The sequence below is a fragment of the Maribacter caenipelagi genome (genome assembly GCF_004364175.1).
Classification (GTDB): Bacteria; Bacteroidota; Bacteroidia; order Flavobacteriales; family Flavobacteriaceae; genus Maribacter; species Maribacter caenipelagi.
In genome coordinates this window covers 727,521-751,528 of the sequence record NZ_SNZW01000011.1, presented here as the reverse complement: position 1 = coordinate 751,528, position 24,008 = coordinate 727,521, and the positions used below count along the sequence as shown (strand labels likewise).

Sequence of the window (24,008 nt, the reverse complement as noted above, 5' to 3'; positions counted from 1 at the left end):
ATGTTAAAGCCCTCTTTTCGAGGGCTTTTTGCGTACCAAAAGTGAAAAAGTTACGTTCACCCATTATACATCATCATCAATCAAAAACAAATTATTAATCATGATTCAAGACTTCTTTATTCTTTGCTCAGGAGCAGACTCTGAACTTTTAAAAACATGCTCTAAAGGAGAGCAAAATAAGTATGCGGGTATAGGTGCAACAGTATTCTTTACTGCGGTCATGGCATTTATCGCCAGTAGTTATGCACTATATACTGTTTTTGACAATGTTTATGCAGCTATATTTTTTGGTTTTATCTGGGGATTACTAATTTTCAATTTAGACCGCTTTATAGTTTCTACCATTAAAAAAAGAGGGAATTTTGGTCAGGAGTTTCTACAGGCCGTACCACGAATTATTCTTGCCGTTATTATCGCCATTGTGATTTCAAAACCCTTGGAAATGAAAATTTTCGAGAAAGAGATCAATCAGGTATTACTAGAGCAAAAGAATGAACTGACTTTAGCCAATAAAGACCAACTTGCGCTGCAATACACCCCCAAAGTAGAGCAGTTAAATCAAGATATCGCCAGACTAAAAGCTGAAGTTGCGACCAAAGAAATAGAGACAAATGCGTTATATGATATTTACATCAATGAAGCTGAAGGTACTGCCGGAACCAAATTGCTAGGTAAAGGTCCTGTTTATGCCGAGAAACGTGAAAAACACGATGCATCTCTTGCCGAATTACAAGCTTTAAAAACTACGAATGCAGAAAAAATTACGGGTTTAGAATCTCAAATTGCGGCATTAGATACTGAATATGCCGAAGTAGTTAAAAATTCGCAACCCATAATAGATGGTTTCGACGGATTAATGGCGAGAATTACTGCGTTAGATGAATTACCATGGTTACCCTCTTTTTTCATATTTCTGCTATTCTTAGCGATAGAAACTTCCCCGATTATTGCAAAATTACTAGCTCCAAAAGGTGAATATGATATCAAATTAGATGAGGAAGAAAGCGTACTTTCTACTTGGGTAGACCAAAAACTGGCACAACGAAAACTCATTGCTTCAACTGATGGAGAAATCAATCAGAAAATATATGAAGACTTAAAGGGAGAAGAAGAGCTTTACGGTTACAAAAAGAAAAAAGCAGAAGAACTGCTGCGCTTACAAGCAGACAGCTTTCATAACATTCAAACAAAAGGATTAAAGTAAAAAAGACCAATAGTACTATTGGTCTTTAGTGATTTGGGGGAACTACCTGAACATCTATTTGAGTTTCTTGTTATTTTCATGAAACTCAGCACTAAATTATTATTAGCTAACTGTTAATTACACTTCAAAGGTATTCTGCTAAAGTCATTTAAATTTATCGTTACTGACCAAGAGAGCATAAGTATAGACCAATTGACAAAATGTATAGACGAGCTATTTCAATCTTTTAAATTCTAGGCTTTAGCACCCTATAACATATATACAATATGTTGTTTACCGATAATCTTCGTATCAAATAAGCTAAATTTATATATTGGTAGCTTTAACTTTGCACAGCAATGACATCACTTAAAGAAACCAAGAAAAAGAAAAGAAGGTTTTACAACCTCGTTATTATAATAGTATTGTTAATTATAATTGCTACAGGTTTTATGGCACAACAGTAATGGTAACATTACGGTTGAAAATTGAATGTTAGTATTCAATCCTTTAGTGTTTACCATATGACCCAAACAAATTCAAAATTCAAAAAGTATTTAAAGCTCCTCGGAAAAATTGTTCTTGGTGTATTACTGTTGTTTTTTATTTTGCTTTTAGTAATACGAACTCCCTGGGCACAGAACTTCATTGTATCTAAAGTCACTAATTATATATCAGACAAAACGAACACCAAAGTAGAAGTAGGCAAATTGTATCTTACTTTCTCAGGAGACATTCAAGTAGAAAATGTATTTCTAGAAGATAAAAAGGGTGATACTTTATTCTACTCCAAATCACTACAAGCAGATATTCCTATTTACCCCATTATTTTTAATAATTCATTATCGATAGATGATGTTACCTCTAATGGTGTCGTTGCCTATATTAGTAGAGAAGATAAACCTGATGAATTTAATTTCACCTTTCTTATAGAAGCGCTGACAACACCTACAGATACAACATCAGAATCTATGGATATTTCTTTGGGAAGCTTAGATTTAACCAATTGGAAACTGAATTATAACGATGCCTATTTAGGATCGGACATAAACCTGGTACTTGGCAACCTCGATGTAGCTATTTCTGAATTTAATTTAGAAAAAATGAAATTTTCTTTGGATGAATTAAATCTAAAGGATACCAAGTTTACCTATAAACAAACACACCCATTTCCGGTTACCGAAGATACTACTAGTACTATTTTACCATTTTTACAATTAGAAGATTTCAAAGTAGAAAATGTTGCTATTACCTACAATAGCCAGCCTGATGGTTTACAAACTCAATTACAATTAGGCACCATTGAACTAACAGATATACTAGCAGATGTTTCTAAAAATAGATACGAGACCGATGACCTTATCTTTCAAGATTCACAAATAGCTCTTCAAATAGCAGGTGACAAAGCTGCACAAGACAATACAACCGAGAACACATCTTTTGAATGGCCAGAATTTATTATTGCAGCCAACACTATTAACATTGTAAAAAACACCTTAAGTTATTCTTTAAATGGTAGCGTTTCTAATACAGACACTTTCAATCTCGATGCTTATAAAATTCAAAATCTTCAACTGCTAGCTAAAAACCTAGCATACCAGCCAGAGAAATTCAATGCCGAGGTTTCCAAATTTTCTTTTTCAGAACAAAGTGGTGTTCGATTAAATCAATTGGCATTTAAGGCAGGTTTGTCAGACACAGAAGCTTCACTTCAAGATCTTGTTTTAAACCTGAACCAAAGTTCAGCGAATGCAAACTTTGATGTTCAATTCAACTCCTTAAAAGGAGCAATAGAATACCCTAAAAAAACTTACTTATCAGCAAATATTTCTGACCTTAATCTGGAGCTGAAAGATGTGCTAAAGTTTCTTCCAGAACTTGCCCAAAATCAATATATTGATTCCTTAACTAAACACCCAATCACCGGTAATCTAAAAGCTATAGGTAGTCTAGAAAAAGTGAATGATTTTAATACGGAACTACAATGGGGAAAAGACACTAAACTGGCTGCAAAAGGTAGTATTAGCAATCTCACTACTATAGATTCGCTTGCCTATAACTTGAACAATATTAGCTTCAAAAGCACTAAGTCGGCGATCCATAAAATAATATCGTCTAAAGAATTGGGTATTTCTATTCCAAAAACTATTCTCGTAGAAGGAAGCTTATCTGGAGGAACCACCTGGGCAAATCCTGATTTAAACATCAAAATACCAGAAGGCGAAGCTACTATAAATGCACTCGTAAGTTTTAATAACCAAATGAAGTTTAATGGTCAAGTTTCTGTTGATAGCCTACAATTAGGAACGCTATTGCAGAACGATCAACTGGGTAAATTATCACTTAAAATTAAAGGTAAAGGTGCGGGTTCTGAACTTAATGATTTTGACAGTACTATTGATGGCACTATCACACAATTTCAATATAACGGATACAATTATAATGACATAGAAATTAGCGGGAATCTAAAAAATGGAAACGGTACTGTAACCGCAAATATAGATGACCCAAATTTGAACATGAAGGTCAATTCAACTATGGCACTTTCATCACAAGAAAACGATATTATTTTTACTTCAAATATTATTGGGGCAGACTTACAGCAATTAGGGCTCACTAAGAACAATATTAAAATCGCGGCAAACATTAAGGGACAATATATTGGTATACCATCAAAATTTACGGTAAACACGACTATTGAAGACGGTATTACTATTGCAGATAATGAACAATATCAAGTAGCTACTATAGCTCTTAAAGCTCATATTGAAGATTCTATTACCGATGTATCGGTTATAAGTAATTTCTTAAATGGACAATTAGCATCCAACGCATCACCGAATCGTATTACAAATGCTCTTAAAAGACAGTTAGAACAGTATTTTTCTACTGACGACACTACGTTTGAAGCTGAAGACGATATTGATGCGAAACTGGAACTTGCCATTATACCTACTCCCGTTTTATCTAAAGTTTTTTTTAACGGAATAGAAGATTTAGATTCCTTAAACATAGCTGCAAGTTTCAACTCTAAAAAACGAAAAATATCTGCCGAGGTAAAAGTGCCACATATTGCGTATGCAGGTAGTTCTATCGACAGTTTAAACGCTTTTATAAAAGGAGATTCTGTAGACCTTAAATTCTCCGCAGGTCTAGCAGAATTAATTTACGATCCCATCCATCTAAAACAAACCTATTTAGAAGGTAGTCTTAAAAACAAAGAACTGTTACTGGACTTCAATTCTAAAAATGACTCCGTTACGGTCATGCATATAGCGTCGGGGTTAGTATTTCAAAAAGACACCTTAAAGCTTCATATTAGTCCGAAAGATCTCATTTTAAACACTAAAAAATGGGATATACCTGAGGATAACAACATTGTATTGGCCGAATCATTTTCTGATTTTAAAAATGTGATTTTAAGTAGAAATTCTCAAAAGATGGAAATTTCAAATAAAGTTCCGAAAATGGAATCGGACCATATCGGTATTCTGTTCGAGAATTTTCAATTACAGACATTTTTAAGCTTATTCAATCCAGATGAAGCATTGGCAAAAGGCAAAGTAGCGGGAAATTTCGTGATTCTAAATCCGTATGCCGCTTCTGGATTAGTGGCAGATATTGATATTAGAGATTTTCAGGTCATAGAAAATCCGTTAGGTACGCTGACTTTAGATGCGTCTTCTAAATCGTTATCTGAATATGATTTTGATTTGGCATTAAAAGATGGTGGAGCAAATCTTACCTTAACAGGAGACTACGCTGCCAAGGAAAATACTGCAGACCTAAACATGGAGCTCGATATTCAAAAATTAGAAGCCAGCATTATTCAAGGTCTTTCAAGTGATCAATTATCTGATGCTAAAGGGTATTTAGATGGTAGTTTACTTGTAAATGGCACACTTGCCGAACCAAAATATTCTGGTAGAATTAATTTCAATGATTTTAGTTTAACGTTAGCAGCGTACAAATCTACTTTTGCAATAGATAAAGAATATATAGATATTGATCAAGATGAAATAACGTTCAATTCCTTTAGCATTAATGATATCAATCAAGGTACTTTAACAGTTGATGGTACCATTACTACGAAGAGTTTTGCAAATCCTGATTTTGATCTTTCGGTTAAAACAGACCAATTTAGGGTATTAGATTCTAAAAAAGGAGATGACGAACTTGTATATGGTAATGCCAGTATTCAGGCAGATTTAACCGTAAAAGGAAATTTAGAACTACCTGTTATAGATGGTAAATTACGCGTTCGAGATGTTACCGACCTCACTTATATTGTACCTCAAGACGAGCTAGATATTCAAGAACGTGATGGTGTGGTTATTTTTGTGAATAAAGAAAACCCTGATGCCATACTCACCCGAAGCGATGGTGAAAAGTCTAATTCATTTTTTGCAGGAATGGATATCAATACCATTTTAGAAATAGGTAATGAGGCGGAATTTACTATTGTTCTTGACGAAAAGACCGATGATAAGTTACGCGCATCTGGGGCAGCAACTTTAAATCTAAATATTGATCCAAACCAAGATATTCGATTATCGGGTAGATTAGAATTAAACTCAGGCTTTTACAGAACAAGCTTGTACAATTTGGTGAGTCGTGAATTTAAAATACAAAAAGGCAGTAGCATTGTTTGGAGCGGTGACCCATTCGATGCAAAGATGGATGTTACTGCAATTTATGAAATAGAAACCTCAGCATCGTCATTAATGTCATCTATAAGTTACGGTACAGATAGCAGTGTCTCTGGAACATACCAACAGGCTACCGATTTTTTGGTGTATCTAAATATTGACGGACAGCTAACACAACCAGAAATATCTTTTGCTTTAGACATGCCCGAAAGTGAACAAGGTAATTTTGGCGGTGCCGTGTATGGTCGTATTCAACAATTGAACGAGCAAGAGTCTGAACTGAACAAGCAGGTATTCTCACTCCTAGCATTAAATCGTTTTTACCCAACCACGGGAAGTGATGGTAGTAGTGGCGGAGTAGTTTCTATGGCAAGAAATAATGTGAATAAAGTACTCTCAAATGAACTTACCGCTATTTCTAATAAATTATTGGGCAAAACAGGTTTTGAGCTTGGTTTCGATCTAGACAGCTTTGATGATTATGAAAGCGGAAGTGCCCAAAGCAGAACTCAACTAAATATCAACGCGAGCAAAAAACTTTTTAACGATCGGTTAATTGTCACCGCTGGCAGTGCCGTAGACGTAGAAGGTAGCGCGACATCAAGTGAAACGGAAACCCCATTAATAGGTAATGTAACCTTAGAGTATCTGCTAAGTGAAGAAGGTATTTATAGACTTAAAGGGTTTAGAAGGCAAGAATATCAAAATATAATAGACGGGCAGTTAATAATAACGGGAGTAGCCTTTATATTTAACCGCGAGTTCAACAAATTCAGTCAGTTGTTCAGTCCGCTAGAAAAAGAAAAAATAGAAAAGAAGCCTTCAAAGAAGAATGCAAAGGATAAAGAAGAACAAGAAAAGATTGAAAAATAAGATTTTTACATATCGTACATTATTCTGCTTGGCATTTATGCTTGTCTACTCTTGCGGTATAGAAAAATATATACCTGAAGGCGAACAATTATATACTGGTGCCGAGTTAGAGCTAAAGACGGATAGTGGCCTTAAAGACCGTAAAGAAGTAAACACAGAATTACTTAGTCTTATTGAACCGAACCCCAACACTCGATTTCTAGGAATGAAACCTGCCTTATTTTTTCATTACAAAGCACAGCGAGAAAAACCAGGGTTTCTGTATAAATTCTTGAACAAATCTTTTGGTGAAGAACCGGTTTACTTCTCTGATGTAAATCCTGAACGGGTAGAAGAATTAATATTGAACAGACTAGATAATAACGGTTTTTTCTACAGTCGGTCAGCATCTGAAACCATTATTGATGGCAATTTTGCGTCTGTTAAATACACAGCCACATTACCAGAGCCCTATGTACTTGAAAACTATAACTTAGAGTCTGACTCCTTACCGATTTATAAAGAAATTGAAAAAATGCTTCCAGAAACGGCTCTTGTAAAAGGTGACCGGTTTGATCTAGATTTATTGAAAGCTGAAAGAGCACGTTTAAATAACGGACTCAAGCAAAAAGGGTTTTACAACAGTAAAGAAGATTTATTAATATTTGAAGCAGATACCAACCAATACAAGAATAGAAAATTCGATCTTTTTCTTAGATTGAAGAAAGACGTACCTGCGCGTGCTTCTATCCCCTACACTATTGATTCTATTGCAGTTTATCCAAATTATTCGATTGAAGGTGATACATTACCCCTAACGGAAGAAAACGTAACACGAATTGACAGCATCGATTTTATTCAGAATGAATTGTATTTCAAACCCGAATTGTTAGAATCGTATTTATTATTCAATGAAGGTGATTTGTATGATGCCAACACATCTAAACAAACGAGTAATAGATTATCTGCATTAGGTAGTTATAAGTACGTAAATGTACAGTATACAGAATTAGACACCACTGGCATTGACGGTGATGGCGGTTCTTTGGCCGCTAGTATCTATTTAGCACCTTTAACCAAACGCTCTATTAGAGCCGAGTTACAAGCGGTATCAAAATCTAATGGATACACCGGTCCAGGAATTTTATTGAGTCATACAAATAGAAATATATTCAATGGTGGCGAAACATTCAGTGTTTCTGCTGATTTCTCTTATGAGCTACAGTTGTCTAATAGTAGCAACACCAATTTAACCAGTATAGCTGGTGGAATAAGTGCAGATTTAATTATACCTCGATCCATACCTTTTTCTCCAAGTAGATTCAAATATGCAGTGCCAAAAACCAAAATATCGCTAGGGGTAGATTTTCTACAACGTAGTGATCTCTTTACGTTAAGCTCTGTAAATGGCACATTTGGTTACACTTGGAAAGAAAACAAATTTGTATACCACACCTTAGACCCTATTAGTATCAACTATTCGAAATTATCTAATGTAACAGATGAATTTCAGGCTATTCTTGATGATAACGAATATTTAAGTCAAAGTTTCGAGCAACGTTTTATCGCCGGTTTATTATATAGTTTTACATATGACGAGGTATCTGACCTTGATAAGGAAACTCCTATCTATTTCAATACAAATTTTGATGTTGCCGGGAATATGTTAAGTCTTGCAAGCGGTGGTTCTAATACTATTTTTGGTTCTGAATATGCACAATATGCAAAAGTAGATGCCGATTTACGATTATATATAAGGTGGAAAAAGGAGCGTACTTTAGTTTCTCGTTTATATGCAGGCTGGGGCATACCCTACGGCAACAGTTCTACCCTACCTTTTGTTAAACAGTTTTATTCGGGAGGTCCTTATAGTATTCGTGCTTTTGATATTCGATCTTTAGGACCAGGTAATTTTTATCCGGGCTCCGATGATGACACTACAGATTACTACGACCAATCTGGTAATTTAAAACTAGAAGCCAATGTGGAGTATCGTTTTCCTTTATTCTCATATTTAAAAGGTGCCTTCTTTGTTGATGCTGGTAATGTTTGGCTTACGGGAGATTACTCTGAACTTCTAGAAGACGAATCTATCAGTGCTTCATCTGAAGCACTTTTTACAGACGGAAAATTTGAAAAAGATTGGCTAAGTGAAGTAGCGGCAGGTGTAGGTTTTGGTTTGCGATTAGATATTCAAAACTTTGTAATTCGATTAGATTTGGCTTCTCCGATTCGTATACCATACTTGGACGAAAATGAACGTTGGAACGTGCCTTTCTTTGGAAATGCAGATAACAATATGACTTTGAACTTTGCTATCGGTTATCCATTTTAATAAATTCAATTCCCCCACATACGTTGCCATAGTGCAGCCATTAACCGTTTAGCATCTCTTTTGAACTTAGGTCTTTCTTCAACAATTAAATCATCACCCTCAGGCACTAATTTATAGCTGAATGCAAATTGGTTTTCATTTTCGTTCAAACTAATGAGTCCGAATCTTAGGTCATTAAAATAAAGTTGTCCATCATTTTCGGTTATAGTATACCAGCCTTCTGTTATTTTTATGAGTCGTTCTATTTTATCATTTCCTGACCATTTTCCGAGCAATTCATGATTTTTTGGGTATGATGTAAATGAAATTGGTTGGTTATCAAAAAAGGAATAATCTCCCATTAAATAGGCATCTTTGGTTTCAATATTCGCCATCCACAGTACCGTATTTAAAGGTGCAGGTCTTGTATTCATTTCGCTATAAGATATTGCTTGACTTTCTAGTGCTTTTTCAAAGTGATTAAAAGAGATTCCTTTTAAAAGCAAGGTCAATATCAAATATGCCGTACTACATGCAAGTCCCATCTTTATATATGTTCTGCGTTTTATAGATGTCCGTTTTTGAAACATCGCCAGTATCAAGAAAATAATAAACGGAACTGTATACAACGGGTCTATCACAAAAACACTTTGAAATGCCAATCTGGTATTAAAGGGCCAAAACAATTGTGTGCCCCAGGTAGTAAATGCATCTAATAAGGGGTGAGTAAAAAGTCCCCAAAACATAAGCCAAGACCAATCTTTCCAAGTAGCTGGTTCATTCTTATTTATCTTCCAAACCAACCAACCAAAAACGGGTGCAAATACTACTGAAAAGAAAATAGAATGACTAACTCCCCTATGCCATTCGGTAGCCGTAACGGTATCGAGAAAATAGCGCGTTATTACATCTAGATCGGGAATTGTACCAGCGATAGCACCATAAAGCATAGCCTTATTGCCCACTTTCTTCCCAAGAACCGCATCACCGACTGCTGCGCCAAGTACAATTTGTGTTAATGAATCCATATGATGCCCCCTAGCCCCCAAAGGGGGTATTAATAAGTGTTGTTATATTATTTTAATAAATTAAAAATCAATCAATTACAAGATTTTGTTCAGCAGAAATCAAACTACCATCAGACCCCATGCCTTCAATATAAAAATTGATATTATTCTGTAAGGTGTTTAGTATTTTGAATGTAGCTATACCATTTTCATCAGTCTTTAATTCAGGAACCCAATGTATAGTACCAAAATTCTCAAATTCATTAGAAAGATATGAAGTGTATTTAGGGGTATAGAATTTCTTAACAGGTTCGAATCCTTCTTTAAGTTCGTATTTAAAAACATTCTCATCTTTACCATATTGATTATTATAATCTCTTGGCAATCTTCTAGTATAAATACGAATTACGCCACCGGCGCCTCTTGCTCCTTCTCTAGACCCTGATTTATCTATCATAAAACTTTCTATTTCGCTTGTAGGCATTTTATATAGAATGTCAAAGTTTGGTAAACGGGCATTATTTAAATATACAATAGGAACAGGGTAAATATTAGCTCCCATAAAAGAAGATGGTATAATTGACCTAATAATTACACGACTCACACTACCAAACTGAAGATTCTCCAGCACATAGTAACCCCTAGACCTAATGATATCGGTAACATACGGTAAACTAAATTCCAAGTTTTCAGTAACTTCAGTCATCCTATTCACCAAGTATTTAGGAATTAAAGAATTCTTTGCGACAGTAGTTTGGACCTTATCTTCAACAACTGTAACCTCATTTAGACTTATGGTATTATCAGAAGAAATTAAATCTAGCGCATTATTTATTTTAGAACTATTTTCATTTTCAAATTCTACTTTTTCTTTCCAAATAGTATCCATTTCATCGATGATTGCCCCTAACTTCATATTCAAACCTATATTTGGTTTTGCCAATTTTCCATTCTTAACAATGAGGGTAAAATCCAAGGTTTCGCCTTTTACAGGAAATTTTTTCTGTATTAAAAATCTATTGTCTAAGATGTCTAAATATCTACTACGACCATCCGGAAAACTAACTAATAGCTTTTCTTCTGATGTAACTCCTTTATTATAAATAGTTCCTTCTAAATCTATTCCCTTTTCAAATTCATAAAACTGACCAGGAGGACCTTTAAAAATATCTGTCCAATCATATTTAGACCAACCTTGGGTCATCAATAAAAGATCTAGATCATTCTCTTTCTTAGGGGTAACATCCTTAAAATAATATTTTGGATTTTCAATAAATCCTTTTACATAAGGTTTTAAATATAAGGCACTATAAATAGAGTTTTTTTGATTGTAAGAAATTGTATTGCCAGGTAAAACAGAGACACTTAAATTTTGTTGCACATTAACGTTATCAAGAAGTTTGACTTGAATATTCAAAGAATCGCCATCTGTGGTTAATTTTCTTACCTCCAATTTAGAGTCAAAAAGATCTGCATGATTAAAAATCAATCGCTCAGCAATTGGCTTACCCTCTAGATTGAATAACGTCAAGATATTCATTCCTTTATTAAGCACCTCTTTATTTAAAACTTTTGATACAAATAGTTTATTCTTGGGGAAGGTAATGGGTATTCTATTTGCATGACCATCTTTGTGTACCAGTAAATAAAACTGTTTTTCTTTAATGAGTTCCTTTGTCGCCTCGTTTGTTGTCAAACTAATAATGAATCGGTCATCATAAACATTCTTTACATTAAAAGAGATGCCTACTTTAGAAGGTTTTTGAAGTGTAGTGGTTTCCACACTACCATCGTCAAACACTATTTTAGCCACATACTCAACATCCGCCTTAGGATTAAAATTAAATTTTCCCAAACCAAAAATTGATGTATAAAATCTGGCTACCTGAGTATTATCCTTATCGAATACAGACCCTTCAACAATTCTAACACCATATCCGTTAGCATCGGTAACTTTAACTCCCATAACACCTGGCGCATCTTGAACGAATTTACCGCCTTCAGGCAGAAACTGGATATCATAATCTTTAATGGATTTAGCCTTTTCAATCGGCTTCTCGTTTAGTATAGTGATTTTCTGAACAAATGAATCATCTTCTTTAAAATTCTTCATCCAATTTGTACTTGTACGAAGATAATATTCACCACTAGCAAGCATTGAATCTACAGCAATATTACCTTTAAAATAACCATCACCGGCTTTAAAATGGTAGTCATTAAATTTCTTACCGTCGGCATTATACAAGCCTACATGAACTGTTGTAGTTTGGTTAAAGGGTTTATTGTTATGCCTATCGTATACATAACCTTTTAGCCATATTTCTTCATTTGCTATATACGTTGTTTTATTCGTATGTAAAAAAGCTGACTCTCTTGGTAACTCAAAATATTTCAAGAATTTATCCTTGACCAAATTGTTACCAATTTCATTTTGGGCCAGAAGAATATTTGAAAAAAGAAAAAGGAATAAAAGCGAAATTCTATGCATAAAAAAAAGACGGAAAATGATTACAATTTTAAATCTAAGAATAAAAAAGATTTATTCTATTATCCCCATCTTCTTTAACAGAAAAGAAGCATTCATATTTTGACAAATACCGTCTTTAAACGTGTAATCGAAATGTAGTTCGTTATCTATGATTTCCGCATCAAAATAATGGTTCTTTACTGCATTATATTCTTTGGCAACTTCACAGAGGCTAAGATCGTGAGTAGCTATAATTCCGGTAGATCTACTCTTTACTAATCGTTCTACAAACTTTCGTGAACCCAATGCCTTATCGGTACTATTGGTTCCTTTCAAAATTTCATCTAACACAATAAAATAACGGTCCGTTTGTATTTCATCTACAATGTATCTAAGGCGCTTTAATTCTGAAAAGAAGTACGATTCATCATCTGTCAATGAATCTGTAGTACGCATACTGGTAATTAACTTAATTGGAGAATAACTTACAGCTTCTGCACAAACTGGCAACCCAACATTAGCCATCATAATCTGCAGGGAAACTGTTCTTAAAAAAGTACTTTTACCTGCCATGTTTGCTCCTGTGATAATAAAGAACTGTCCGCCCTTTATTGTGATATCATTCAATATACTTTTCTTGGGATCCAATAAAGGGTGACCTGCATTTTTTGACTTTAGAACTACACCATCATCAGTAAGGTTAGGGTATGTAAATGTTGGGTGATTAAATGCGAAGTTTCCGAAACTATTATAAGCATCAAAAAATGCAATAGTATTGAACCATGATTCTACACTCTTACCATGTTTTTGGATCCAGTTTTCTACCGCAAGGCAATCGGTCAACGAGCGGAGGAAAAATCCGTTTGCAAAAATTAGATATAGAAGATTATTATTACGGTCTAGATTACTTAAAAGCGATGCGAATTTCTTTAGTACTTTAGAATTATTCTCCCCATTGCTTAAAATATTGGATTTCTGTTTCTTCAATAGACCAGACGAAAATTCCGTTGTTTCTATCATTGACAGCAATTGATTGTACTGATCAAAAGTAGATTTCATTTTGGTAGCATTCTGACCTAAATTGGTAACTTTCTTTGAAAAAACACCAACGATAATCATACCAAGCACCAACCACATAATCAAAACCGTTTCGGGTAAAAAATCTAAAAAATAAGCGATAAATATACATACCGAAATGATAGAAAATACCAAGGGAATAAACCTCATGGCCTTTGGTACAAAAGGTTCATAGTTTTTAAGCCACTTAACAATAGTATGTGTTGACATTTCTGTTTTGGTCAAAGCTGCCATGGCAGAAAATTCTTGTCGCCAGTCTACTTTTTCACCAATCTCGGCAATAGCTTCTTGCTTTTGCTTTATGTCATTGATGGAATTTTCTTTGTAGATATCCGCCAATAACAAACTCCCTTCTGCAAGTTTTGTTCTGTTGGAAATTTGATAAAAAGACCCCTCACCGAACAAGTCTATATCTTGACTAAAAAAATGGATATCGTCTGCAAATTCTTTTCCGTTGGACAAGTTGGAAAAGTCTCTTTTTAGCACTTGCAATTCTACCAGATTGATATTTCTTAATTCCTCTATTTTAGCTTTTTGAAGTTTCAGATTTGTGTACTTACTTACTAAAAACAAGAATAATGGTATACCTACAAATAGCACGGCAACCACATATTTTGCATTTATCGAAGCAAAATAAAGTGCAGCGATAGTGCCTAAAAATATGAGTAAACGTAACGTACTAAATAAAAAGAGCTTCTTATTTAAAGCATCAATAACCTCATCAAACTTTTGTACGCGTTGGGTGTAAAATTCCTCTAAATTATTCATGAATATCAACCTATTATAGAAAAAGGCAAAGATAACCTTAGAAAGTGATTTCTATTAATGGAAACAGTTTTAAAGCGCCTCCAACTCTGCCTTAACTTTCTTAGTCAATTTAGAAACCACCAAATCATAAGAATGGTCAATAAGTTCTTTCGTAAGATCTTTAGAAATTTTGTCTAGGTAAACAGTATTCCAATGCTTTTTACTCATGTGCCACCCTTCTATAATGCCATCATGCTCTTCACGAAGTGCTATGGCTCTTTCTGGGTCACATTTTAAATTGATACGTAATGGCAAGTGGTCTAATCCGCAAAGCGCGAACATTTTGCCCATTACTTTAAACACCAAGGTTACCTCATCAAAAGGAAAACACTCTGTAACTCCTTTTTTTGAAATACAGTATTCTCGGTATTCCTCAACATTCATTTTTTAGCGTTTTAGCTTTTATGTTCTCTAAAAATAGAGAGGCATCATCCCAATAGTACCTAATTTTCACAAAGGTCTTATCTCCAATATCATTAGATTCTACACGTTCTATAGCAACACCGCCTAATTTTTCATAATATACTATTGCGGCAGCATTGGTATCTAACACCCATAAATAAAAGTTGTTCCCGTTATCTATAGAAAGAATCTCTTGTGCCAATGCTGTCATCAGTTTTGTACCAACACCTTTACCTTGGGCATTTAGGCTAACATGTAAATTGTCTAACAATGTGCCGTAATGAGCATCATGATTAAAATATGCACACATAAAGCCTAAGAACTCGTCATCTTCCTCAGAGATAATAACAAATTGATCATTTGACAGATTTTGAAAACGCTTCTTCCATTCTTTGAGCCTATTATCAAAAGCCAAATTATCTAAAAAATCAGCACTGAAAGATGCTCGATAATTTTGTTGCCAACTTACTGAATGTAGTGTTGCTATCTTCGCTACATCTGCTGCAGTTGCCTTTCTAAAAATCATACGGCAAATTTAGATTCCAATAGAATCATAAACAATTACTTTTGACCAAAGCGCACTAGATTCTTCAATGAATAATTTATGTGGTGCCTCATCCTGATATGCTTGTTGCGATTCTGAAGAATCGAAACTTACTATTAGAGAATATGTAAATGAACCATCAACAACATCTCTACTCGCCTTTGGTGGCTTACCAATGAATTGAGTTTTGGCATATGCCGAGTTATCTAAAAACTTACGTAATGAAGTCTCAAAGGCAGTTCGGTCTGCTTGGTTATCAGGGTTTTTCAACCAAAAAAATACGGTATGTGAAAAATTAGCATCGAATTCTGTCATTTCTTTATCATTTTGACCAAAAGTTACTGTGGTCATTAGTGTTAATACAAGGATACAAATTACGTTTTTCATTTTTTAAATCTTAGTTGTTTGTTATTATTTTTCGAGTAGATCAATTTGTTTTTGGGGAATTTTAAGTGCGGAGTAATCTAGTGTCCAACCAATAGTTTCTACAATTTTTTCCATGATTAAAACGGTTTGCAATGCTTCATTTCTAGCGGTTTCCATCAATCCGCTTTCCGGTATTTTTTCTCGAATGTGGGTTTTCGCCTCTGAGTTCAATTTAGTGAGGTCATCGGGAGCAAAGAAGTTAAAAAATCCGCTTTTAATATCATAAAATTCCAATTCTGGTTCAATACTCAACACTTCTGGCTGTGGGAAATTATCAAGAACAATTCTTTTATTTTTTTCATCGGCATGCATTAAAAGCTTGCTTAAATCATAGCCAATATGGGCTTTTGCTTTTATAACCACCAGCGCCTTCTTTTTGCTACTTACCAAACTCAAAAAGTCCTTTACGTTCTCATACTTGTAGATTTCGGCAAACTCGCCTTCTACAGATATCAACTTACAAACACTTTTCATCTTCTCTAATAACACGGTAGATTGATGCGTGGTAATCTCTTTACTTTTCTTGCCTTTAAAAAAATTGAAAAGCCAATACATGCCAATGGCACCTAAAACCAGACCGAGAATCGTATCAAAAATATTATCCATTTTTATTTCCTATTTCGCCTAAATGCGTAAACTTAAACCCATTATCATATTTGAGTCCGTAGCCAAAGATACGGTCCATGGCTATATGTATAAAAAGAATTGTACCTATTAATTGTACTATGGGCAACATAAAATATATGCCTACAAAGTATAAAAGTATGGCAAAACCCCTATGATGAAAAAAATTATAGCACAACGCACCTATTTTAGTACCTAGTAAATAACCCAACATTGAAATATCTGGAGTAAGTATCAAAACCGGTAACCACCACCATTGATAACCTAATAGACCAAACATAAAAATACCGAGAACCATTAAAGCGAGTTCCTCTAATTTGAGTAGATTTTTCATAACTATTCTATTTTATAAAGTACAGGTCTACTTGGGCTAGCATCATTTTCAAAGGGCGCTACTTGTAAGTTTAAAAAGTACGAACCATCAACAATCGCATTTGGTACATAAATAAATTCTGTGATAGTTGCACCAAGTCGAACATTACCGTTGAAATTCCAAAAGGCTTTGTGCGCCAAAAGCTTTCCATCATCTTTTTCTTTGTCTACAGATGGTAAATCTACCAACAAATGTTCTACACCAAATTCTTTTATATATGTCATGGCATCTTCTAAAAGGTAAGGCGGATTGGTATGTGAATACTGCCTATTTCGTTTTGACTCTGAATTGGGCAAGGTGCGTATCACCAATGCTTTTGGAGTAATCTCGCCAATAGCATTTTGCAATTGTTTTTTAGTAATGACCAAATCTTCTTTTTCTTCGGATGGAGTAACAGTAATCAACTCTGCCAAAAAGAAAAACTGATGTAAATTTTGGTTTATAGATTGATGTGCTGAAGATATATGCCCAACACATTCGGTATGTGTACCGTGTGCATGCGGATTAAACCATATATCATTAAAATTGGTGCTCGCCCCTGCCGGAATACTCCCAACAAAATCCTTCTCCCGATGTGGTTCTATCTTTGGGGCATCAATATACCACGCGTTTACATTTTCCTTTTTACTAGTGATTGGTATTGAAATATCCAATGGTTTAGATAGGTCTATTTCGTATTCCTTAGCATTATGGGTTATGGTAGTCTTCATTTTACTTACGCTCAAATTACAAGGCAGTTTTGAGATAAGAAAATTACAACTTTTTGAGCGGTTATTGTGAAGGATTCTAGAAGAGGTAAATATTCGTGTTCCTAGCTTGTTCTCGATACATAAACTGTAATAAAGAGAATCAAGAAGCCTTTTCGTGTTCCAACCCTGTTCTCGATACAATTTTTCATTTCCGTTTTACTTCAATAAAAAATCACTCGAACTGACAAAACGTTTAACATTTACCCTAACAAAATGATTTCTTCTAGTGCTCATGTCACTTCGAGTGAATTTTTGAGGTACGAGAAAATTTACCTGCCCGCCGTTGAGGAGGGTATCGAAAAGCTTGCGTGTTCCAAACCTGTTCTCGATACAATTTTTAATTTTCGATTCTCTTCAATAAAAAACCACTCGAACTGACAAAGCGTTTAACATTAACCCTAACAAAATGAATGTTTCTAGTACTCATGTCACTTCGAGTGAATTTTCGAGGCACGAGAAAATTTGTATCGAGAAGCTCGCGTTTAACCATCTAAATCGTAAATTGAAAAGGTGATAACTTATTATGTTTACATATTGGAATGTGCCGATAGCACTTTTTACACAGGCATAACCTCTAACCTTACTCAAAGGATAGAATCGCACCAATCAGGAAAATATACGGATAGCTATACAAATAAAAGAAGACCTGTCACTCTTGTCTATTATTGTGAATTCACTGACCCCAATATGGCAATAGAAACCGAAAAGCGTATTAAAAAGTGGTCAAAAGCTAAGAAAAGGGCGCTTATTGCAGGAGAATACGACGAATTGCCGAATCTTTCGAGAAAGAAGTTCTCGTAAAGGCGAGAAGCTCGCGTGTTCCAAACATATTCTCGATACAATTTTTCATTTCCGTTCCACTTCAATAAAAAATCACTCGAACTGACATTACGTTTTACCTCAACTCTGCAAATAGATTATTTCAAATTCAACATAAACAAATCAGCCGCAATGCCGTCTGCTAGAAACATCCCTTTTTTAGTGGTCTTCAGAATGTCACCATCAACGAAAAGCAAATGCTCTTCTAAAAACTTATCGGCTTGCATTAAAATGTACTCTTTATAATTCGATCCGAATTCAGTCGCTATTCTAGATAACGAAACACCCCAAATCGTACGCAAGCCCGTCATGACATACTCATTATATTTATCGGTCGCAGAAAGTACCTCAACCTCCATAGGTACTATATCTTGTTCTATGGATTTAATGTATTTCGGATTATTATTAATATTCCACCCACGTTGTTTACCATCAAACGAATGAGCGGACGGACCAATACCTATATACTTTTTCTGTTGCCAATAGGCGGAATTGTTTTGGGAATAATATCCTGGCTTTCCAAAATTCGATATCTCATAACAGTCAAATCCTGCCGCAAGCAAGGTGTCATTTAATAGGTTAAAATGTTCTTGTGTTTCTTCATCAGAAGCGGGAGTAATTAATCCGTCTTCAACAAATTTAGCAAGAGCCGTTTTCGGCTCAACCGTTAAGGCATAACTGGAGATGTGCGGTATACCAAAACCTAGTGCTATTTCAATATTCCGTTTCCAACGGTCTAAGGTCATATTCGGCATTCCGTAAATTAGGTCTATGGAAATATTATTAAAATGTTCACGTGCCAATGTTAAACATTTTTCAGCTTCCAAGGCATTATGCGCACGGTTCATCAGTTTTAGATCTTCCTCAAAAAATGATTGAATACCTATACTTAAACGATTTATAGGACTCGCTGCCAGCTGAAGTATTTTATCTTCGGACAGGTCATCAGGATTAGCCTCTAAGGTAATCTCCGGAATGTCCACAACATCATAGTGCTCACGAACGGTGTTAATCAATCGTACTATTTCTTCGGTCTCCAAAACAGAAGGCGTACCACCACCAAAATAGATGGTTGCCACCTGTTCCCCTAAAAATTCTTTTTCTCGGAGCTCCAGTTCTTTACACAAAGCATTCACCATCGCCTCTTTCTTCCACATAGAGGTAGAAAAATGAAAGTCACAATAATGGCAAGCCTGCTTGCAAAATGGGATGTGGATGTAGATTCCGACCTGCCCCCCAGCCCCCGAAGGGGGAGTTCTTAATAAATTATTTGGATCTAATGATTTCAAAGAATTTTTATTTTTTCTTATTACGAAGATCAATAACCGTATTTCCGCGTTTGCCCCCTTTGGGGGTTTGGGGGCTATTACTTTTCACAAAAGCATCCCAGCCAGAGTAGCTCTTACCGACCACATCAACTCTACCAGCATTGTAGAAGTGACATACGGCAGCTGCTAGTCCGTCAGTACTGTCTAGATTTTTTGGCAGCGTTTTTAGTCCCAATACGCTTTGTAGCATTCTAGCCACTTGTTCTTTACTGGCATTTCCGTTTCCGGTAACGGCCATTTTAATTTTTTTGGGCAAGTATTCTGTAATAGGTATTTGTCGTGATAGTCCCGCAGCCATGGCAACACCTTGTGCTCTACCTAGTTTCAACATAGATTGCACGTTCTTACCGAAAAAAGGTGCTTCAATGGCAATTTCATCTGGGTGATACGTATCAATTAATTCTATCGTACGCTCAAAAATGAGTTTTAATTTGGTGTATGGGTCGCTATATTTTTGAAGAAGCAATTCGTTCATTTGAATAAACTCCATTTTTTTTCCTACTACTTTTATGATTCCGAAACCCATAATGGTCGTACCTGGATCAATACCCAATATTATTTTTTCGTTAGCCAAAATACTTAGTTTGTATTTAATTGAACGGGAATTCGGTATTTAGTATTCACCGGAATCCCTCTTTTTAAAGCGGGTGCAAGTTTAGGAAGATTCTTTAAACTTTGCGTAATAACGCCATCAAATTCTGGCATTTGATTTAATACCAGCGCATTTTTATAAATCTTATCAACTCTTATTCGACCTAAGGTATCAATGACAAAAATGACATCAACCGTTTCACTTTCTTTATCGGTCAAGGTGAATTCAAAATCATTTAATGTTTCTTGAAAATGAGAAATAAGAGTTTCTTCGAAGCAAATTTTCTGCTGTTCTTTGGTATCCGCTTCATCGCAGGTATAGAAAAACGGATAAGAGTCTACACTGTTCCAATCCATATGGCGTAATTCTTCATCAATAAGCTCTTGCGTTCTTTTTTGTTTTGAGTCAAAGAACGAACATGAACTTATTAATATCATCAAAAGAAAAAATACAACTCGTTTCATTACACCTATTCTACTGGTGAAATTACGATTTTTTTGAGGAGTTTATTCTTTGGCAAAATGGATTTCGGACTTTAATTCAGAAATACGTTTTTCAGCGGTTTCATAATAATACGGATGCTCATTGGGGTAATCTTTTAAAAAATTCTCATAATAGGTTAATTTCTTCTGCAAGTCAGCACCAAACTGATCGTACGTAGTGGCCATATTGTAATATATACGAGCATCAAATGTATCTTCTTGATGAGCCATTTTGAAGAATCTGAATGCTGTTTTAAAATCTTTTTGTTCACGGGCTATATATGCCAATTGACTATAACCATTTGCAAAAATCGGTTTTTGAACTGCCATTGCTTTTTTAATGAAAATTTTCGCACTATCTAATTTGCTTTCTTTTTGATAAACGCTGGCTAGGTCAAAATAGGTCTGTGAATTGGTATCATCTCTCTTCAATAAAATAGCGTAAGCTTCTTTAGCTTTTTTGAACTCCCAATTCCGGTTATAGCAAATTCCTAGTTTTTCATAGACGTAATCTTTATCCTCTCCTAATTTTAATACCCGTTCGAATAAAGGAATTGCTTTCTCGAATTGAGAATCATTAAATAGCACCAATGCATGTAAATTAATGAGAGAGACATCATTCTCATAGTAATCCAAACCCAATAAAATATACTTTAAAGCTTTGTCGCGTTCTCGTTTTATAGTGTAATGTTTTGCGAGTTGAAACAGACTTCTTAGATGTGTACTATCTAGTCTAATTGCTTTTTTGTATTGCTCTAAACTTTCTTCTGATAAGTTCAACTTCCTATTGGCTTCACCTAAATAAAACTGAAATTCAGGATGGTCTGTATTGAAGTCTGTTAAATTGGTAAACACAGATTTAGCCTCTTCAAATCTGTTTACTTTTAATAATAGTTTACCTAATTCTAATTGAGCAAGTTGATCAGTATCATCTTCTTCAACCACATATTGATATTGCGTAATAGCTTTCTCATAATTACCAACAGCATTATAACTTCTTGCAATTTGTAGCGCAGAAGAAAGCCCACCAACTTTAGAGTACTCATTAATCGCTTTTGAATAATTACCTATAGAATATAAACTATCGGCAACAGTTAAAGCCGAGGTTTGCGCCTCGACTTTAATCTGTAATAATAGCAGTGTTAAAATAAAAAGATGCTTCACTTATTACTTTTTAATGCTAATTTCAACTACTCCATTTTCACCCTCTTCACCATATTTTTCTATCGCTTTTTCATCTTTAAGAATAAAAATACTTTCAATAGTATTTGGGTCTATAGCTTCCATTTCTAGTTTAGTAATTTTTCTATCGCCAACATAATATAAAGGATCTACTTTGCTTTCATTCGAAATTTCGGAAACTATGCTTGCCGTATTATCCTCCTGTAATTTAAACTGTACAGGAATAGAAAAAGGAACATTAACTGCTTTTCCCGATTGCTTTCCTGGAGTCATTTGCGGCAGCCTTTTTATTATGCGCTCCACTTCATCTTCCAACAGTTTATCGGGTCCTCGCATTTTAATATTTTCAATGGTACCCTCTGAAGAAATTGTGAACATAGTATTTACCCTACCTTCAATATTAGCGTCATACGCAGCTTGTGGATATTTGAAATGTTTACCAATATGATTTTGTATTTTCTCATTAAAGCAAGCACGTTTATCGACAGCATCTTCACAACCGGGGAAAATAGGGACTTCATCAACTACAGCAAAAGGTACATCATTATCTAATATCCTGATTTGTTTTGAATTAGTTTTAAATAGTTCAAAATCATCTTCTAAAAACTTCGATTCAATATGCATTCTTGCTTCTATTATATCACCACCCAGTCCAGAAATACCAGAGCCTTTTGGAGCCTTTGAAAAAGTAATCTTAGAACTGTGATCTTTTACAATCATTGTCCAATCTTTAGGCTGTAGAGAAAGTTTAATTAATTGATTATAAAGTTTTGTTCTTTGCTCTGAACTGAGATTATTAATACTAGCAACTTCAATAATCGGATTCAATTCATCCATATTCTCTGAGTTCATTTCACAACTCGTATACAACAACATCCCCAGCACCAAAGGGACTAATAATAAATACTTCAGTTGAACTACTTTTTTTGATTTTGATTTTTGTAACATGATTATTCGTTTTTTGATTAATGATTTTGTGAAAAATTGATTTATGAATGATATATGTTCGGTTTGAAAAACCTGAGCCAACAACTGCTCATAATGGTCTGCTTTATGCTCTTTTGATACCTGAGCATCGGCAATAAACTCATGTAATTCTGAAATGCGATTCTGATACACGTACACTAACGGATTAAACCAGCCTATAACTCTCATAAACTCAAAGAACAACAAGTCGTACGTATGCCTTTGCTTTATATGCACCAATTCATGGGCAATTATAGTATCATGCTTCATGCGTAATACACGGTCACCAATAAAAATGGACTTAAAGAATGAGAAAGCTATGCTGCTATTGGCGATAACAATTTGCGTAAAAAACGGATAATGAACTTTCTCTCCACTCTTTCTTAACAGATATAATTGTCTAATTTTTAATATAAATAACAACGATGCCAAAAGCATTCCGCCATAAAGAACACCTTCTTGCCAAGTGAGATTCCAGCTTGCTGATTCCTGAACTTTAACCACAACCGCTTCATTTTGTAATCCCCATAAATATTCTGGGTATTGGGCAAACGTTTGTGGTACTTGTTGCTTAAAAGCTTCTATTTTCACCCAAGGCAGTACCAAGGACAAAACAAAAGTTCCGATCAAATACACTCTGTTCCATTGAAAAAAGGTCTCTTTCTTTAGAAAAAAGTCATATATAACCAAGAAAAGAAGTTGAAAGGCAATGCATTCCAAAATATGCTGTATCATGGTTTTTCCTTTTTAATTTCATTTAAAACCGATTCCAATTCAGACAGGCTCATATCATTCTTCTTCATAAAAAATGACACCATACTTTTAAACGAACCTTGAAAATAGCCGTCTACCAATTTGTTGATGGACTGATTACTATAATCTGATTTCTTCACCAAAGGAAAATACAAATACCCCTTACCTAGTTGTTCATGATCTACAAAACCTTTGCTTTCTAAAATTCTAACAATAGTAGAAACGGTATTATATGCCGGTTTTGGTTCAGGCAACTTTTCAATGATCGATGCTACGTTACATTTCTGTAATTCCCATAGTACAATCATTACTTCTTCCTCTGCTTTTGTCAACTGTTTCATTCAACTAATCTTTTAGTTCTATACTCAAATATAACTAAATATTTAGTTTAAACTAATTTTATAGTTAAAAA

General features: G+C 34.7%; 19 protein-coding genes. 4 read left to right on the top strand and 15 right to left on the bottom strand.

Annotation, left to right across the window (positions count from 1 at the left end; genetic code table 11):
• The first annotated feature begins 100 nt into the window (after positions 1–100).
• From DFQ03_RS04050 to tamL, 3 genes are all read left to right on the top strand, one after another.
• Positions 101–1,204, top strand: a complete 1,104-nt coding sequence (locus DFQ03_RS04050; RefSeq protein WP_133671721.1) for a DUF4407 domain-containing protein — start codon at positions 101–103, stop codon at positions 1,202–1,204.
• 503 nt (positions 1,205–1,707) lie between these two features.
• A complete protein-coding gene (locus DFQ03_RS04045; RefSeq protein WP_133671720.1) occupies positions 1,708–6,705 on the top strand; it encodes a translocation/assembly module TamB domain-containing protein in 4,998 nt (1,665 codons plus the stop codon).
• Positions 6,695–9,019 (top strand): translocation and assembly module lipoprotein TamL, encoded by a 2,325-nt coding sequence (gene tamL / locus DFQ03_RS04040; RefSeq protein WP_243834414.1) that lies wholly within the window; start codon positions 6,695–6,697, stop codon positions 9,017–9,019. Before DFQ03_RS04045 ends, tamL begins: the two co-directional genes overlap by 11 nt.
• Positions 9,020–9,024: 5 nt before the next feature.
• Here the strand turns inward: tamL and DFQ03_RS04035 are convergent, their stop codons facing one another.
• From DFQ03_RS04035 to DFQ03_RS03995, 9 genes are all read right to left on the bottom strand, one after another.
• A complete protein-coding gene (locus DFQ03_RS04035) occupies positions 9,025–10,026 on the bottom strand; it encodes a metal-dependent hydrolase (RefSeq protein WP_133671718.1) in 1,002 nt (333 codons plus the stop codon).
• A 67-nt stretch (positions 10,027–10,093) separates the two neighbouring features.
• Positions 10,094–12,400 carry a hypothetical protein gene (locus DFQ03_RS04030; protein WP_133671717.1) on the bottom strand — a complete coding sequence of 769 codons (2,307 nt, stop codon included), beginning with the start codon at positions 12,398–12,400 and terminating at the stop codon, positions 10,094–10,096.
• A 144-nt stretch (positions 12,401–12,544) separates the two neighbouring features.
• A complete protein-coding gene (locus DFQ03_RS04025) occupies positions 12,545–14,317 on the bottom strand; it encodes a MutS-related protein (protein WP_133671716.1) in 1,773 nt (590 codons plus the stop codon).
• A gap of 69 nt (positions 14,318–14,386) precedes the next feature.
• Positions 14,387–14,740: an MmcQ/YjbR family DNA-binding protein gene (locus tag DFQ03_RS04020; protein WP_133671715.1), complete on the bottom strand. Its 354-nt coding sequence runs from the start codon at positions 14,738–14,740 to the stop codon at positions 14,387–14,389.
• Positions 14,730–15,284: a GNAT family N-acetyltransferase gene (locus tag DFQ03_RS04015; RefSeq protein ID WP_133671714.1), complete on the bottom strand. Its 555-nt coding sequence runs from the start codon at positions 15,282–15,284 to the stop codon at positions 14,730–14,732. The genes DFQ03_RS04020 and DFQ03_RS04015 overlap by 11 nt, the downstream gene beginning before the upstream one ends.
• Before the next feature lie 9 nt (positions 15,285–15,293).
• Positions 15,294–15,689, bottom strand: coding sequence for a Dabb family protein (locus tag DFQ03_RS04010; RefSeq protein WP_133671713.1), 396 nt, complete (start codon positions 15,687–15,689; stop codon positions 15,294–15,296).
• Between the two features lie 24 nt (positions 15,690–15,713).
• The gene (locus tag DFQ03_RS04005) at positions 15,714–16,334 is read right to left on the bottom strand and encodes a DUF4230 domain-containing protein (RefSeq protein WP_133671712.1); all 621 of its coding nucleotides are present in this window, start codon (positions 16,332–16,334) and stop codon (positions 15,714–15,716) included.
• Positions 16,327–16,686, bottom strand: a complete 360-nt coding sequence (locus DFQ03_RS04000) for a DUF4260 domain-containing protein (RefSeq protein ID WP_133671711.1) — start codon at positions 16,684–16,686, stop codon at positions 16,327–16,329. Before DFQ03_RS04000 ends, DFQ03_RS04005 begins: the two co-directional genes overlap by 8 nt.
• Before the next feature lie 2 nt (positions 16,687–16,688).
• Positions 16,689–17,435, bottom strand: coding sequence for a cyclase family protein (locus tag DFQ03_RS03995; protein ID WP_133671710.1), 747 nt, complete (start codon positions 17,433–17,435; stop codon positions 16,689–16,691).
• A 549-nt stretch (positions 17,436–17,984) separates the two neighbouring features.
• Between DFQ03_RS03995 and DFQ03_RS03990 the strand changes: the two genes are divergently transcribed.
• Positions 17,985–18,275 carry a GIY-YIG nuclease family protein gene (locus tag DFQ03_RS03990; protein WP_133671709.1) on the top strand — a complete coding sequence of 97 codons (291 nt, stop codon included), beginning with the start codon at positions 17,985–17,987 and terminating at the stop codon, positions 18,273–18,275.
• Between the two features lie 116 nt (positions 18,276–18,391).
• Here DFQ03_RS03990 and hemW read toward each other — a convergent pair whose 3' ends face one another.
• The 6 genes from hemW to DFQ03_RS03960 form a co-directional block, all read right to left on the bottom strand.
• Positions 18,392–19,516 carry a radical SAM family heme chaperone HemW gene (hemW, locus tag DFQ03_RS03985; protein WP_243834422.1) on the bottom strand — a complete coding sequence of 375 codons (1,125 nt, stop codon included), beginning with the start codon at positions 19,514–19,516 and terminating at the stop codon, positions 18,392–18,394.
• A gap of 73 nt (positions 19,517–19,589) precedes the next feature.
• Entirely contained in the window at positions 19,590–20,195 is a 606-nt protein-coding gene (gene ruvC / locus DFQ03_RS03980; RefSeq protein WP_133671707.1) for a crossover junction endodeoxyribonuclease RuvC, read from the bottom strand.
• Between the two features lie 5 nt (positions 20,196–20,200).
• Positions 20,201–20,677: a hypothetical protein gene (locus DFQ03_RS03975; RefSeq protein ID WP_243834413.1), complete on the bottom strand. Its 477-nt coding sequence runs from the start codon at positions 20,675–20,677 to the stop codon at positions 20,201–20,203.
• 42 nt (positions 20,678–20,719) lie between these two features.
• Positions 20,720–21,859, bottom strand: a complete 1,140-nt coding sequence (locus DFQ03_RS03970; RefSeq protein WP_133671705.1) for a tetratricopeptide repeat protein — start codon at positions 21,857–21,859, stop codon at positions 20,720–20,722.
• Between the two features lie 3 nt (positions 21,860–21,862).
• Positions 21,863–23,578: a M56 family metallopeptidase gene (locus tag DFQ03_RS03965; protein ID WP_133671704.1), complete on the bottom strand. Its 1,716-nt coding sequence runs from the start codon at positions 23,576–23,578 to the stop codon at positions 21,863–21,865.
• Positions 23,575–23,937, bottom strand: coding sequence for a BlaI/MecI/CopY family transcriptional regulator (locus tag DFQ03_RS03960; RefSeq protein ID WP_071341198.1), 363 nt, complete (start codon positions 23,935–23,937; stop codon positions 23,575–23,577). Before DFQ03_RS03960 ends, DFQ03_RS03965 begins: the two co-directional genes overlap by 4 nt.
• Positions 23,938–24,008 lie beyond the last annotated feature (71 nt).